A 12,853-nucleotide genomic window follows, 5' to 3' on the forward strand; every position below is an offset into this window, starting at 1 on the left:
TCGTAGCTGCCTTGTGCCTTGACAGGCAGCATAGGCGCCTTCGGGGGGCGGATCCCGGTCTTCGGGCGATGCCCCCGACCAGGATGTTACTCGTCAGTACAGCGATCGCTTTCCCCGAGCGCAAGGCCGCTGAACTGTGATTTGTCCAACGCGCGGCCGGGGCGCGGGGCGGGGACGGATCAGTCGCGCAACGCGTTGAAGCGCCCCTGGCGGTACAGAAGTGGACGACCTGCTTCCGCAGCATCGCCCACCACGGCCTCACCCGCCACGTCACCCGCCACGGCCTCGGCGAGGAAGACCCGGTGGTCGCCCGCGGGCACCCGGGCCACCACCCGGCACACCAGCCACCCGAGCACCCCCTCCAGCAGGGGCACGCCCTCCGGGCCGGTGGTCCAGCGGGTGGGCGGGGCGAAGCGGTCGGCGCCGCTGCGGGCGAAGGTGGCGGCCAACTCCCGCTGGTTCTCGGCGAGTATGTGGACGCCGACGTGGACGGCCTCGGCGAGCACGGGCCAGCTGGACGAGCCGGTGCCCACCCCGAAGGAGACGATCGGCGGCTCGGCGGCCACCGAGGCGAGCGAGGTGGCGGTCAGGCCGACGGGGCGGCCGCCCCGCGCCGCCGTTATCACCGCGACGCCGGCGGCGTGCCGGCGGAAGACCGCGCGCAGCAGCTCGGGTCCTGCGAGGACGGTGCCTGGGGTGCCGAGTTCGGGCGAGGCCGACATGGAGCGGTCCTTTTCGGGAGTGGGCCGGAACGGGCGGGCGCGGTCGCTCAGGAGCTCGGACAGCGCCGGGGCGCGGGTGTGCGTCCCCGAGCGGGGGTTCCAGGCGTTCCAGGCCACATGGCGCCACCTTGACGAGCGGCGGGGAGGGGCGTCAAGGCCCGGGGCGCGGATGGGAGACGGATCACGGAATGGATCACTGGGCGGACCCCTGGGCGGACCCCTGGACGGATCACGCGGAGACGACCGCGCCCAGCGCGGCGATGACATGGGCCGGGCGCGGCTCCCCCACCGCCCGGCGCACGACGCGCCCTTCGGCGTCGAGGACGAGCACGGTCGGGGTGGCGGCGACGTCCAGCCGCCGGACGAGGCCGAGGTGCGCCTCCGCGTCGATCTCGACGTGCGCGACGCCGTCGACCATCGCGGCCACGTCGGCGAGCACGCGCCGCGTCGCACGGCAGGGCCGGCAGAAGGCGCTGGAGAACAGGACGAGCGTGGCCCGCTCCCCCAGCTCCGCGCCGATCTCCTCGGCGCTCAGCCGCGCCGTGTCGTGATCACACACATGCCCAGGATGCCCCCGTCGCCGACGGCCGTATCGGGCATAACGGGCCACGTGACGAGGATCTCCCACTCCGGACCGTCCCCCGACTGGCCCGCGGGCCGGACATTCAGGCACGATCTGCCGGAAGCCGCCACCCTACGACCGCGTAACTTCAGCGGTGTCTTCACCGGTAACTTCAGCGGGAGCACTCTCCCCAGGCCCCCCGAAGGATGTCCCCTCCATGGCAGAACTCGTCTACCCCCCGGTCATCGGCGCGGTCCGCACCCTGTTCAAGGCGGCCGACCTGCGCATCGACCTCCAGGGGACCGAGCACGTCCCCGAGCGCGGCGGGGCGGTTCTGGTGAGCAACCACATCGGGTACCTCGACTTCGTCTTCTGCGGCCTCGCGGCACGGCCGGCGAAGCGGCTGGTGCGCTTCATGGCCAAGGAGTCGGTGTTCCGGCACAAGGTGTCCGGTCCGCTGATGCGGGCGATGAAGCACATCCCCGTGGACCGCTCGGCGGGCACGGGTGCGTACAACCACGCGCTGAACGCGCTGCGTTCGGGCGAGATCGTCGGGGTCTTCCCCGAGGCGACGATCTCGGGCTCGTTCACGCTGAAGACCTTCAAGTCGGGCGCGGCCCGGCTGGCCCAGGAGGCGGGCGTGCCGCTGGTGCCGATGGCGCTGTGGGGAACACAGCGGCTGTGGACGAAGGGGCGGAAGCGGGATCTGGGGCGCAGCCATCTCCCGGTGTCGATCCGGGTGGGGGCTCCCATGCCCACCGACGCGGACGAGCCGGCGGAACACATCACCGAGCGACTGCGGGCCCGCGTCCAGGAACTCCTGGAATCGGCCCAGCGCGCCTACCCGATGCGCCCCAAGGGGCCGGACGACTCGTGGTGGATCCCGGCACACCTGGGCGGGACGGCGCCGACGCCGGAGGAGTTGGTGACGCGGGCGTAGTGGGGCGCGCGGTGGGATGTGCCCCGGTCCCGCCCTTTCACCGTTTCTCGCCGCGCTCCGCGCGGGTTGTCCTCAAACGCCGGACGGGCTGAAATTCAGCCCGTCCGGCGTTTGAGGACAGCGCCCGAAGGGCGCTTGGGGTCCGGGGTCTCCCCGGGAAACGGTGAAAGGGCGGGACCGGGGCACATCCCACCGCGAAGCGGCTACCCCCGCGCCATCTCCTCCCGCAGCGCCCCCACGAACCCGTCCACATCCTCCTCCGCCGTGTCGAAGGCGCACATCCAGCGGACATCGCCGGCCGCCTCGTCCCAGAAGTAGAAGCGGTATCGCTTCTGCAGACGCTCCGAGACGTCGTGCGGCAGCCGCGCGAACACCGCGTTGGACTGCACGGGATGCAGCACCTCGACCCCAGGCACGCCACGCACGCCCTCCTCCAGCCGCCGCGCCATCGCGTTCGCGTGCGCCGCGCTGCGCAGCCACAGGTCCCCGGCCAGCAGGGCCTCGAACTGCACCGAGACGAAGCGCATCTTGGAGGCGAGCTGCATGGACAGCTTGCGCAGGTGCTTCATCGCCTTGACCGCGTCCGGGTTCAGGACGACGACGCACTCGCCGAAGAGCAGGCCGTTCTTGGTGCCGCCGAAGGACAGCAGGTCGACCCCGGCGTCGGTGGTGAAGGCCCGCAGCGGCAGGCCGAGCGTGGCCGCGGCGTTGGCGAGCCGGGAGCCGTCGACGTGGACCCGCATGCCCCGCTCGTGGGCATGGTCGCAGATCTCGCGGATCTCGTCGGGGGTGTAGCAGGTGCCCAGCTCGGTGGTCTGGGTGAGCGAGACGACCTGCGGCTGGGCGCGGTGCTCGTCCTCCCAGCCCCACGCCTGCCGGTCGATCAGCTCGGGGGTGAGCTTGCCGTGCGGCGTGGGGACGGTGAGCAGCTTGAGGCCGCCGACGCGCTCGGGGGCGCCGCACTCGTCGACGTTGATGTGGGCGGTCTCCGCGCAGACGACGGCCCCCCACCGCTCGGTGACGGCCTGGAGCGCGACGACGTTGGCGCCGGTGCCGTTGAAGACCGGGTAGACCTCCGCGGTGGGCCCGAAGTGGCCCCGGAACACCTCCTGGAGGTGCCCGGTGTAGGCGTCCTCCCCGTAGGCGACCTGGTGGCCCCCGTTGGCGAGCGCGAGCGCCGCGAGGATCTCGGGGTGCGCGCCGGCGTAGTTGTCGCTGGCGAAGCCGCGGGAGTGCGGGTCGTGCCGGCGTATCGCGTCGGTCGCGGTCACGGTCGGGGAGTCAGCCACTGACGGGTTCCGTTCACTTCCTGGGCGGGCTTGTCCCAGACGCCGACGATGGCCTCGGCCAGGTCCGTGACGTCGGTGAAGCCCGCGAACTTCGCGTTCGGGCGCTCGGCGCGCATCGCGTCGTGCACCAGTGCCTTGATGATCAGGACGGTGGCGGCGGCCTTCGGCCCGTCCTCGCCGCCGGCCTTGCGGAAGGCGTCCCCCAGGGCGAGGGTCCACGCCTCCGCGGCGGCCTTGGAGGCCGCGTACGCCGCGTTGCCCGCGGTGGGCTTGCTGGCGCCGGCCGCGCTCACCAGCACGAAGCGGCCGTCGCCGCTGCGGGCGAGCGGGCCCTCGAAGGCCAGTGAGGTGTGCTGCACGGTGCGGATCAGCAGCTTCTCCAGGAGCGCCCAGTCCGCCAGGTCGGTCTCGGCGAAGGTCGCCGAGCCGCGCCAGCCGCCCACCAGGTGGACGAGCCCGTCGACGCGGCCGAACTCCTTCTCCGTGCGGTCGGCCCAGGCGCGCGTGGCCTCCAGGTCGAGCAGGTCCACGGTGTCGCCGGTGACCGTGGCGCCGCCGTGGGCGTAGCGGGCCGCGTCCACCGCCTCGGCGAGGCGGGCCGCGTCCGCGTCGGCGGCGACGACCGTCGCGCCCGCCTCGGCCAGCCGCAGCAGCGTGGCCCGGCCGGCCGGACCGGCCGCCCCTGCCACGGCCACGACGCGGCCTTCCAGCGGACCGTTGCCGTTGGTCGCAGTGCTCATGGTCGTCGCCTCCTCGTTCCCCTCGCTCACGCCGCCGCCTTCTCGGCGCCCTGTGCGGTGATGCCCTTGGTCGAGGCGATCACGGTCCGCAGCTTCTTGGCAAGTGCCTCGAAGAACATGCTGAGCGGGAACTCGTCCGGAAGCACGTCGTCCACGAGCTTGCGCGGCGGGAGACCGAGGTCGAGGGCCTCGGGACCCTTGGCCCAGGTGGAGCCGGGGTGCGGGGCCAGATACGTCGAGACGAGCTCGTAGGCGGCGAACCAGTGGACGAGCTTGGGGCGGTCGATGCCGTCCCGGTAGAGCTTCTCGATCTCGCCGCACAGCTGATTGGTGACCTGCGGGGCGCGGTCCCAGTCGATGTGCAGGGTGTTGTCCGTCCAGCGTACGACGTCGTGCTTGTGCAGGTAGGCGAAGAGGAGCTGGCCGCCGAGGCCGTCGTAGTTGCGCACCCGGTCGCCGGTGACCGGGAAGCGGAACATCCGGTCGAAGAGGACGGCGTACTGGACGTCGCGGCCGTGCGCGTTGCCCTCGGCCTCCAGCTTCACGGCCTCCTTGAAGGCGGTGAGGTCGCAGCGCAGCTCCTCCAGGCCGTACATCCAGAACGGCTGCCGCTGCTTGATCATGAAGGGGTCGAACGGCAGGTCGCCGTGGCTGTGGGTGCGGTCGTGGACCATGTCCCAGAGGACGAATGCCTGCTGACAGCGCTGCTGGTCGCCGAGCATGTCGGCGATGTCGGCGGGCAGTTCCAGGCCGAGCGCGTCCACGGCGGCCTCGGTCACGCGGCGGAAGCGGGCGGCCTCGCGGTCGCAGAAGATGGCGCCCCAGGTGAAGCGCTCGGGGGCCTGGCGGACGGCGACCGTCTCGGGGAAGAGCACCGCGGAGTTGGTGTCGTAGCCGGCGGTGAAGTCCTCGAAGGTGATGCCGAGGAACAGCGGGTTGTCGTAGCGGGTGCGCTCCAGCTCCGAGAGCCACTCGGGCCACACCACCCGCAGCACGACCGCCTCGAGATTGCGGTCGGGGTTGCCGTTCTGGGTGTACATGGGGAAGACGACCAGGTGCTGGCGGCCGTCGGTGCGGTGGGCGGCGGGCTGGAAGGCCAGCAGCGAGTCGAGGAAGTCCGGGACCCCGAAGCCGGAGTCCGCCCAGGCGCGCAGGTCGGCGACGACGGCCGTGTGGTAGTCGGCGTCGTGCGGGAGGAGCGGCGAGAGCTGCCCGACGGCGGCGGCGACCCGCTCGACCTCGGCGCGGACCGTCTCCGTCGGCGGTGCCCCGTCGGCCGCGAGGTCGATCGACCCGTCGGCGGACTGCCACGGCCGGATGGTCTCCACGGCGTCCTTGAGCTCCGCCCAGGCGGGGTGCCGGGTGACGCTCTCGACCGCCGTCTCGGACGACGATTCGCCGGTGGCTATGGCCCCCTGCGCAAGAATTTCCGTCATGACTACCCCTCCTCGGGAGAACCTGGCGTTAAGACACCGTATCCATGCGAGGTTCTTCTCCTCAAGGGGTGCTGCTGCAAATTATCCTGCGGACCCCCGGGTCCGGCCGTGGTTTTTCCTGTCGGCCGCTGCCGAATGACAGCCGGGGGCCACGGGGGGCACATCCCTCAGCCGAGGTCCTTGATCAGCAGCTCGAACTCCAGGTCGTCGCGGCGCGGTATGCCGAAGCGCTCGTCGCCGTAGGGGAACGGGCTCATCTCCCCGGTCCGCCGGTAACCGCGCCGCTCGTACCAGGAGATGAGCTCCTCCCGCTGCCGGATGACCGTCATATGCATCTCCCGCGCGCCCCACTCGGCCCGCGCGACCCGCTCCGCCTCGGCCATCACCGCTCTGCCCAGACCGCCGCCCTGCCGCTGCGGACGGACGGCGAACATGCCGAAGTACGCGTGCGCGCCCCGGTGCTCGATGTGGCAGCAGGCCAGGATCTCGCCATCGGCCTCGGCCAGCAGCACCCGGCTGCCGCCGTCGCCCACCACGGCCCGGACCCCGTCCTCGTCCGTCCGCTGGCCGTCGAGCAGGTCCGCCTCGGTGGTCCAGCCCGTGCGGCTGGCGTCCCCGCGGTAGGCCGACTCGATCAGGGGGACGAGCTGCGGGACGTCGGCCTCGGCGGCGAAGCGGAACACCGGCGCCGAGTGCGTGCCGGGGCCTGCGGTCTCCATGGCTTCCATGCTGGTCCGGAACCTTTCCGTGCGGTTCATGGGCCGGGTTCGGCCGGTTCGAGCCTAACCGCCCGCGTCCGGCGGCCCGGCTGCGTACAGTCGGGCGGCATGGTGCACGTACTGAGCAGCAGGGTGCTGTTGCGGCCCACCGATCCGGAGCGGTCGCGGGCCTTCTACGGCGGGGCGCTGGGGCTCGCGGTCCACCGCGAGTTCGGGACGGGCCCGGACCGCGGCACCGTCTACTTCCTCGGCGGCGGGTTCCTGGAGCTCTCCGGCCGGTCCGCGGCACCGCCCGCGCCGGGGCTGGAGCTGTGGCTCCAGGTGGCGGACGCCGCGGCGGCGCACGAGGAGCTCCTGCGCCACGGCGTGGAGGTGCTGGAGCCTCCGGAACTCCGGCCGTGGGGGCTGGTGGAGATGTGGATCGCCGATCCGGACGGGGTGCGCATCGTCGTGGTGGAGGTGCCGGAGGGCCATCCCCTGCGGTACCGGCCCGGCATCTGACCCACCCAACTCCCCTTTCCCGCCGGGCACTTCACCCTCTTTGCGGCGGCGCGCGGGCGCGTGATCCCGCCCGCACCGTGCGCCCGTGCGCTCCCGTGCGACGCCCGCGGGGCGGGCATGCTCCCCCGGGGTCGACAGGCGTCGTACGTCGGGGGAGGTGTGCCGTGCACGGACCGCCGCTGGTGGAGTGGCTGCTCGTGGCACTGTCCGCCGCCACCGGGGCGTACGGCCTGCACCGGGCGCGGGCCGGCGCGGCGGGGGAGCGCCGGGCGGCGTGCGGGGACGCCCTGATGGGGCTGGGCATGGCGGTGATGGCGTTGCCGGCCGTGACATCGGCGGGGCGGCCGTGGGGCGCGGGGGTGTTCACGGCGGTGTTCGCGGCGGCGGGGCTGTACGCGGTGGGGTCGTATGCGACGGGGACGTGTGCGGCGGGGCGGCGCGCGGCGGGGCGGGTCGGCCGTCCGTACCGCCGCGCGGCTGATCCGCACCATGCGGTGGGCGCCTTCGCCATGGCCTACATGGCTCTCGCGATGGCCGGCGGCCACCACCACCGCGCGGGGACACCGCTGCTGACGGGGCTGCTGCTGGTGTACTTCGCGGGGGATGTGGTGCGGTCGGCCACCGCGCTCGTGCCGGCCCCCTCTCCAGGCCCTCCCCCGCACCCCCTCCCGGTCCGTCCGACCGTCACCCGGCGGGAGCTCACCCGCGCCTGCCGGATATCCATGGGAATGGGGATGCTCACGATGCTGCTGATGATGTGAGCCTCTCTGTGAGCCCGCGGCCTTCGAGGCTATGAGCCCACGGTCTTCGAGGAGCCCACAGCCTTCGAGCACAGCCCGTCGGCACGGACAAGCCCCGTGCACGGGCCGCCCGCGTGTGGAGGGCCACTGCGCGACGGCCCCCGGTCCGACTACGCTCTGAACCCACAGAACCCCACGCTGTCGTGGATCACTCTGAGGGGAAGGGCACCCATGCTGGTCCCGCTGGCGCTGCTGGCCCTCGGCGGGCTGCTCGCGTCCCTGGCACCGCGCGTGCTGGCCCGGGCCGACTGGCCCGACCGCGAACCCGTGCTGGCCCTGTGGATGTGGCAATGCGTCGTCGTGGCCGTGCTGTTGTGCTGCGTCCTGGCCATGTCGCTGAGCGCGGCCGCCGCCTGGGAGGCCGTGCGCGGCAACGTCTTCGCCGCGGCACCGCATGAGGTGGTGGAGGCCTACGCGCTCGGCGCCTACGGCTCCTGGGCCGCGCCCATGGCGGTCATCCTGGCCTGTGGAGCGGTGTGGACCGCCGTGATGCTGACCCGCGAGATCCGTTCCTCGCGCGCCTCGCGCCGGAAGCGCCGCGCCGATCTGCTCGTCCGCTCGCCCCGGCTGCCCGGTGAGGAGCCCGGCGACGGACGGCTGGTGCTCCTGGAGTCCGAGCGGCCGGACGCGTGGCTGCTGCGCGGCGACCGGACGCCGCAGCTGGTGATCACCACGGGTGCGCTGCGCCGGCTCAACGGCTCCCAGCTGGACGCCCTCCTGGCACACGAGCAGGGCCACCTCCGGGCCCGCCACGACTGGCTGCTGCACTCCTCGGGCGCACTGGCCAACGGCTTCCCGCAGGTGCCGGTCTTCGCCGCGTTCCGCGACCGGGTGCACCACCTGGTGGAACTGGCGGCCGACGACATGGCCTCCCGCCGCTTCGGCCGGCTGACCACGGCGCTGGCGCTGGTCGAACTCAACGAGAGCCGTGGGGTGTTCGATCCCTGCGCGGGGCGTGCGTCCCAGGTGCCGGGGCGGGTGCATCGGCTGCTGGCGCCGGGGCCGCGGTTGACCGCGGCGCGTCGGCTGCGGCTGACGGCTGCGGCGGCGCTGGTGCCGGTGGTGCCGGTGTTGGTGGCGTTCGTGCCGGGGTTGCGGGCGTTGGGTTAGTTGCCCCTGGCCCGCCCTTTCACCGTTTCTTCCGGGGAGACCCCGGACCCCATTCGCCCTTCGGGCGAAGTCCTCAAGCGCCGGACGGGCTGATATTCAGCCCGTCCGGCGCTTGAGGACACCCGCGCGGAGCGCAAAGAAACGGTGAAAGGGCGGGCCAGGGGCAAACTCCTCACACGCGCCCCCTCACCTCACCCCCGTCAACTCCTCGATCCGCTCCGGAAAGTCCGGCTGCGGCAGCGGCAGATCGACCTCCTCCACAAACCCCAACGCCCCCGGCACATACGCGATCACCGCCGTCGCCGCCGGCGAGAACGTCTCCCCGTCCCGCAACCCGTCCAGCATCTGCAACGCCATGTTGAGGTCATTGCGGTCGATCTCCTCCGGCGTCTCCGGCATCAGCGACTCCAACCCGGCCTGGCGGCGCCACAGTTCCGCCTCCCTGCGCTCCCCGAGCGCCATGTGGTGCAGGTACAGGCAGCAGGCGGCGCCTGTGTCGTCCGCCCCGGCGCCGAACTGCCACCAGAACCGGGCGCTGTCCTCGCGGTCGGCCAGCTGGAGGACGCAGCCGAGGACGAGCGCGCCCTCGGGCTCCAGCAGCCGGTCGGCCAGGAGGGTGCCGAGCTTGTGGAGGTCGTGGGCGACCACCGTCTTGCACAGGCTGCGCAAGTGGCGGTAGAAGGCGCGGTGGGGAAGGTAGTTGCGCTGGGCGGCGCGGACGGCCGCGGTGCGCGCCGGCTCCATCTGGTCGTCGAAGTTGAGGGCCCCGTGCCACATGCGCTCGGTCAGCCGGGCGGCCAGCCGGGCCTCGGCCCGGTCCACCTCCACGACCGGGTAGGGACGCCGGTCCAGTCGGGCCTTGGCCAGCACGTGGTCGAGTGTTCCGGTCACCGGTGCTCCTCTTCTCTCTCCAGTCCGAGCGCGTCGTGCAGGCGGTGTCGGGCGTGCCGGGCGGTGGAGCGCACCCCGCCCTCGGTGATGCCCATGATGTCGGCGGTCTCGCGGACGCTGTAGCCCAGGCAGTGGTGCAGGACGATGACGTCGTGCTGGCGGGCGGGCAGGGCGCAGATCGCCTCGTAGATCGACATGCTGAGCTCCAGCTCCCCGATGGGGTCGGCCGCCTGCCGCAGGGCGACGGTCTCGAAGGCCGCGGTGTCGATGACGGCGGGGCGCCGGCCGCGGGCCCGTGCGCAGTCGATCGTCCGGTGTCTGACCACGGCCCAGGCGTAGGCGTTGGGGTTCTCGGTGCCCAGGACCTCGCTCCAGGTGAAGTACAGGTCCTCGAAGGCCTGGTCGACGGCCTCCTCGGCGTCGTGCCGGTTGCCGAGGTAGAGCTCGGCCCAGTGCACATAGGCGGCGCGGTAGAGCTGGTGGAACGCCCGGTAGTCGGCGGGCAGTCCGGTCACGGGAAACGTGCTCGCTCGGGAGGGTGGCGTCACCTTTCGCCTCCCCGCCGCCGGCGGGGGCCGCGCCGCAGTGCGCTGGTTCCGGTGCGGACGCCGGCGGCCGCGGTACCGCGCGGCAGGGCGGGGGCGTCGCCGCCGAGGACACGCGCGCGGACCGCCGCGGTCGGCAGGTCGGCCGTGTGGTGTGGGTTCACGGAACTGGTGGTCCCTCCGGTCGCTGTGATCGTGTAGCCGAGCGCGACGGCCGTTCCCCGAAGTCCGCCGCACCGTGGAGGAAGGCAGGCCGCGACGGGCACGCCCCTCTTCGCCGGTAATGGCGTTCCTGGAGGGTCTTTTGTGCAGCGGGCGATCGTAAAGACTTACGGAATGTGGCACTCCGGCTACGGGGTGGACGGCCGGGAATCCCCCGCGCCCCGGGGGCGGTTGCCCCCTGGACGATCACCTGCGCGATCAAAGGCATACCACCGGAGGGGACTTCGATGACCATCCTGCTCACCACGCCGAACGGTACGGTCGGCCGCCATCCGACCGATGCCCTGCGCGACCGGGAGGACGTCCGCCACCTGGTGCGTTCCGCCTCCGCGGCGGCGGCGCTCGGCCCGGTGCGGGGCGAGGTCGTGTACGGGGACGCCACCGACGCGGCGGCCGTCCGGGCCGCCGTCGCGGGGGTGGACCGCCTCTGTCTCGCGCACCCCTTCACCGAGGACCAGGCCGCCGTCGAGACGGCGCTCGGCCTCGCGGCCCTCGACGCGGGGGCGCGCCGGATCGTCAAGCTGGGCGCGCGTCCTTTCACCGGTTCGGGGACCGCCCCCGATGCCGTGACCGGTGCCCACGACGCCGTGGTGGAACGGCTGTCGGCCGCCGGCGCCCCGGAGCTGACCGTCCTGCGGCCCGACCGCTTCCTCCAGAACTTCCTGCCCTCGGCGGCGGACATCGCCGGCGGCACGCCCGCCGATCCGGCCGGCCCCGGCGCCCGGGGCTATGTGGACGCCCGGGACATCGCCGCCGTCGCGGCCGCCGAACTGCTCGCGGAACGCCCCGTCGGCGGCCATCTCGACCTCAGCGGCCCGCAGGCGCTGACGCTCGCGGAGCTCGCGGGCGTCTTCGGCGCCGCGCTGGGCCGGCCGGTGCGGTACGCCGACATCCCCCTCGACGACGCCTGGCGGGCCGGGCTCCTCGGACGCGGCATGACCCCCGGCGTCGTCGAGGGCCTTTACGGCCTCTACGCGAACTACCGCCGCGAGGGCGTGGCGGGCCTCGGCGACGGCGTCCGGAGGGTCCTGGGCCGCCCGCCGCTCCCGGCCGCGCGGTTCGCGGCCGAGGTGCTCGTCCCGGCCGCGTCCCGTACCCGAGCCGTGTTCGAGAACCACCGCGGACGAACCCCGCCCCGCACCTGACACACCGCCACCCCCGCCCCCTCACTCCCGATTGCCGACCCCCCGCCCTGGGCACGGAATTCGAAAGCATGCGGGACCGGATCGTCCGGATCACCCTCGGTACCCGGTGATCCTGAGTAGGGTGTACCTCACTGGCCGTGAGCTTGCCTGGCCAAGCGGCGGCTCCATCCGCCGCCCGGCACGGGCGAGTTGCACGATTCCCTTTCCATATCCATGGCGCGGCACGGCGACATGGCGGCATCTATTGCGACGGGTGGCAGGTCAAGATGGTCGCTGGCTCGTTCGAGGGTCGGTACGTGTGGCATCCGGCCGCCGACGACCACGAGTTGGCCCAGGCGTGCGTCGACGTCCAGGCCGGCCGGTACCAGAGCGCGCACGCCGTGCTCCACGACGTCCGCACCGACTTCGCGACGCGCGCCCACCGCTCCCTCGTGCTGGCCTCCATGGCAGCCGACTCCGACCTGGCCGAGCGCGGCCTGGCGGAGGCGCCGGGCCCGGACGCGGCCCTGCTGTGGGCCCGCGTCGCGATGCTCCGCGCCCTGCGCATGGCCGGCACCGAGGACCGGCGGACCGCGTCCCTGATACGAATAGCCGAGGCGGCCTGCGACCAGGCCGCCCGCATGGCCCCCGAGGACCCCACCCCTTGGGTGGCCAGGCTGGCCCTCGCCCGCACCGGACCGGTCCACGACCAGGACCCCGCGCCCCGCGGCATGCTGACCGCCCCGCGCGGCCCGTGGGCGCTCTTCTCCCGGGCCCTCGCGCTCGACCCCTGGAACCGCGAGGCCCACCACCGCTTCCTCTCCTTCTACTTCGCCCGCCACGGCGGTTCGGCCAGCGCCCGCTGGGACGTGGCCGAGTTCCTCGGCAACCGCGCCCCGGCCCACTCGCCCCTGCGGCTGCTGCCGCTGGTCACCCTCGTCGAGGACTTCGACCCCAAGGCCGATCCGTTCGCCATCCGCGCCTGGCGGCAGCGCCGTTGGCGCACCCTCGCGCTGGACGTCTACGCGCACTGGTTCCCCGACGTCCCCGGCTACCGCTTCACGCCCGTCCTGGACCTGGCCTATCTGGCCCACGCCCTGTACCTGGCGGACTGCCAGGCCGAGGCGTGCAAGGTCTTCACCGCCATGGGCCCGTACGCCTCCCGCATGCCGTGGAGCGCCTTCGGCGCGCCCGAGGACCAGCTCAGCCGGGCGCGCCGCCGCTGCGGACTGCCCGTGCCGCCCTGACGCGC

Annotated in this window: 15 protein-coding genes; 6 read left to right on the forward strand and 9 right to left on the reverse strand. The window is 73.1% G+C overall.

Translation table 11 applies throughout. The features are described from left to right. Positions 1 to 179: 179 nt before the first annotated feature. Together AB8735_RS07015 and AB8735_RS07020 are read right to left on the reverse strand one after the other, a co-directional pair. Entirely contained in the window at positions 180 to 722 is a 543-nt protein-coding gene (locus tag AB8735_RS07015; protein ID WP_372411787.1) for a flavin reductase family protein, read from the reverse strand. 229 nt (positions 723 to 951) lie between these two features. Continuing rightward, positions 952 to 1,281: a TlpA family protein disulfide reductase gene (locus AB8735_RS07020; protein WP_372406116.1), complete on the reverse strand. Its 330-nt coding sequence runs from the start codon at positions 1,279 to 1,281 to the stop codon at positions 952 to 954. 220 nt (positions 1,282 to 1,501) lie between these two features. Between AB8735_RS07020 and AB8735_RS07025 the strand changes: the two genes are divergently transcribed. Further along, a complete protein-coding gene (locus AB8735_RS07025) occupies positions 1,502 to 2,224 on the forward strand; it encodes a lysophospholipid acyltransferase family protein (protein ID WP_344022336.1) in 723 nt (240 codons plus the stop codon). Positions 2,225 to 2,427: 203 nt separating this feature from the next. Here the strand turns inward: AB8735_RS07025 and AB8735_RS07030 are convergent, their stop codons facing one another. From AB8735_RS07030 to AB8735_RS07045, 4 genes are all read right to left on the reverse strand, one after another. After that, the gene (locus tag AB8735_RS07030; RefSeq protein ID WP_344022334.1) at positions 2,428 to 3,513 is read right to left on the reverse strand and encodes a low specificity L-threonine aldolase; all 1,086 of its coding nucleotides are present in this window, start codon (positions 3,511 to 3,513) and stop codon (positions 2,428 to 2,430) included. Beyond that, positions 3,492 to 4,253 carry an SDR family NAD(P)-dependent oxidoreductase gene (locus tag AB8735_RS07035; RefSeq protein ID WP_372406120.1) on the reverse strand — a complete coding sequence of 254 codons (762 nt, stop codon included), beginning with the start codon at positions 4,251 to 4,253 and terminating at the stop codon, positions 3,492 to 3,494. Before AB8735_RS07035 ends, AB8735_RS07030 begins: the two co-directional genes overlap by 22 nt. 26 nt (positions 4,254 to 4,279) lie before the next feature. Continuing rightward, positions 4,280 to 5,689, reverse strand: coding sequence for a DUF6421 family protein (locus tag AB8735_RS07040; protein ID WP_344022330.1), 1,410 nt, complete (start codon positions 5,687 to 5,689; stop codon positions 4,280 to 4,282). A 167-nt stretch (positions 5,690 to 5,856) separates the two neighbouring features. Continuing rightward, positions 5,857 to 6,408, reverse strand: coding sequence for a GNAT family N-acetyltransferase (locus AB8735_RS07045; protein WP_372406122.1), 552 nt, complete (start codon positions 6,406 to 6,408; stop codon positions 5,857 to 5,859). Positions 6,409 to 6,516: 108 nt separating this feature from the next. Here AB8735_RS07045 and AB8735_RS07050 point away from each other — a divergent pair, with 108 nt between their 5' ends. The 3 genes from AB8735_RS07050 to AB8735_RS07060 all read left to right on the forward strand — a co-directional run bounded on the left by AB8735_RS07050 (position 6,517) and on the right by AB8735_RS07060 (position 8,819). Further along, complete coding sequence (locus AB8735_RS07050; protein WP_344022326.1) at positions 6,517 to 6,909, forward strand: VOC family protein; 393 nt, start codon at positions 6,517 to 6,519, stop codon at positions 6,907 to 6,909. Between the two features lie 164 nt (positions 6,910 to 7,073). Beyond that, positions 7,074 to 7,670 (forward strand): DUF5134 domain-containing protein, encoded by a 597-nt coding sequence (locus AB8735_RS07055; protein ID WP_372406125.1) that lies wholly within the window; start codon positions 7,074 to 7,076, stop codon positions 7,668 to 7,670. 210 nt (positions 7,671 to 7,880) lie between these two features. Beyond that, a complete protein-coding gene (locus tag AB8735_RS07060; protein WP_344022322.1) occupies positions 7,881 to 8,819 on the forward strand; it encodes a M56 family metallopeptidase in 939 nt (312 codons plus the stop codon). Between the two features lie 186 nt (positions 8,820 to 9,005). On the opposite strand, the gene AB8735_RS07065 is transcribed toward AB8735_RS07060, so the two are convergent. The 3 genes from AB8735_RS07065 to AB8735_RS07075 are packed head-to-tail and all read right to left on the reverse strand — an operon-like array spanning position 9,006 to position 10,419. Next, entirely contained in the window at positions 9,006 to 9,710 is a 705-nt protein-coding gene (locus AB8735_RS07065; protein WP_344032623.1) for a hypothetical protein, read from the reverse strand. Beyond that, complete coding sequence (locus AB8735_RS07070) at positions 9,707 to 10,225, reverse strand: RNA polymerase sigma factor (protein WP_049716087.1); 519 nt, start codon at positions 10,223 to 10,225, stop codon at positions 9,707 to 9,709. Before AB8735_RS07070 ends, AB8735_RS07065 begins: the two co-directional genes overlap by 4 nt. 29 nt (positions 10,226 to 10,254) lie before the next feature. After that, positions 10,255 to 10,419: a hypothetical protein gene (locus tag AB8735_RS07075; protein ID WP_372406126.1), complete on the reverse strand. Its 165-nt coding sequence runs from the start codon at positions 10,417 to 10,419 to the stop codon at positions 10,255 to 10,257. A gap of 285 nt (positions 10,420 to 10,704) precedes the next feature. On the opposite strand from AB8735_RS07075, the gene AB8735_RS07080 reads away from it, so the two are divergent. Together AB8735_RS07080 and AB8735_RS07085 are read left to right on the forward strand one after the other, a co-directional pair. Continuing rightward, entirely contained in the window at positions 10,705 to 11,622 is a 918-nt protein-coding gene (locus AB8735_RS07080; protein WP_372406128.1) for an NAD(P)H-binding protein, read from the forward strand. 266 nt (positions 11,623 to 11,888) lie between these two features. Beyond that, on the forward strand, positions 11,889 to 12,848 hold the full coding sequence (locus AB8735_RS07085) for a hypothetical protein (protein ID WP_344032630.1): 960 nt from the start codon (positions 11,889 to 11,891) through the stop codon (positions 12,846 to 12,848). The last annotated feature ends 5 nt before the right edge of the window (positions 12,849 to 12,853 follow it).

Origin of the sequence: Streptomyces luteireticuli, assembly GCF_041519305.1 — a bacterium.
Lineage (GTDB): Bacteria > Actinomycetota > Actinomycetes > Streptomycetales > Streptomycetaceae > Streptomyces > Streptomyces luteireticuli.

What these genes read in the sequence shown, in the direction of transcription:
- AB8735_RS07015 (WP_372411787.1), bottom strand. Translation starts at nt 722, where the DNA reads ATGTCGGCCTCGCCCGAACTCGGCACCCCAGGCACCGTCCTCGCAGGA.
- AB8735_RS07025 (WP_344022336.1), top strand. Translation starts at nt 1,502, where the DNA reads ATGGCAGAACTCGTCTACCCCCCGGTCATCGGCGCGGTCCGCACCCTG.
- AB8735_RS07035 (WP_372406120.1), bottom strand. Translation starts at nt 4,253, where the DNA reads ATGAGCACTGCGACCAACGGCAACGGTCCGCTGGAAGGCCGCGTCGTG.
- AB8735_RS07040 (WP_344022330.1), bottom strand. Translation starts at nt 5,689, where the DNA reads ATGACGGAAATTCTTGCGCAGGGGGCCATAGCCACCGGCGAATCGTCG.
- AB8735_RS07045 (WP_372406122.1), bottom strand. Translation starts at nt 6,408, where the DNA reads ATGGAGACCGCAGGCCCCGGCACGCACTCGGCGCCGGTGTTCCGCTTC.
- AB8735_RS07050 (WP_344022326.1), top strand. Translation starts at nt 6,517, where the DNA reads ATGGTGCACGTACTGAGCAGCAGGGTGCTGTTGCGGCCCACCGATCCG.
- AB8735_RS07060 (WP_344022322.1), top strand. Translation starts at nt 7,881, where the DNA reads ATGCTGGTCCCGCTGGCGCTGCTGGCCCTCGGCGGGCTGCTCGCGTCC.
- AB8735_RS07080 (WP_372406128.1), top strand. Translation starts at nt 10,705, where the DNA reads ATGACCATCCTGCTCACCACGCCGAACGGTACGGTCGGCCGCCATCCG.
- AB8735_RS07085 (WP_344032630.1), top strand. Translation starts at nt 11,889, where the DNA reads ATGGTCGCTGGCTCGTTCGAGGGTCGGTACGTGTGGCATCCGGCCGCC.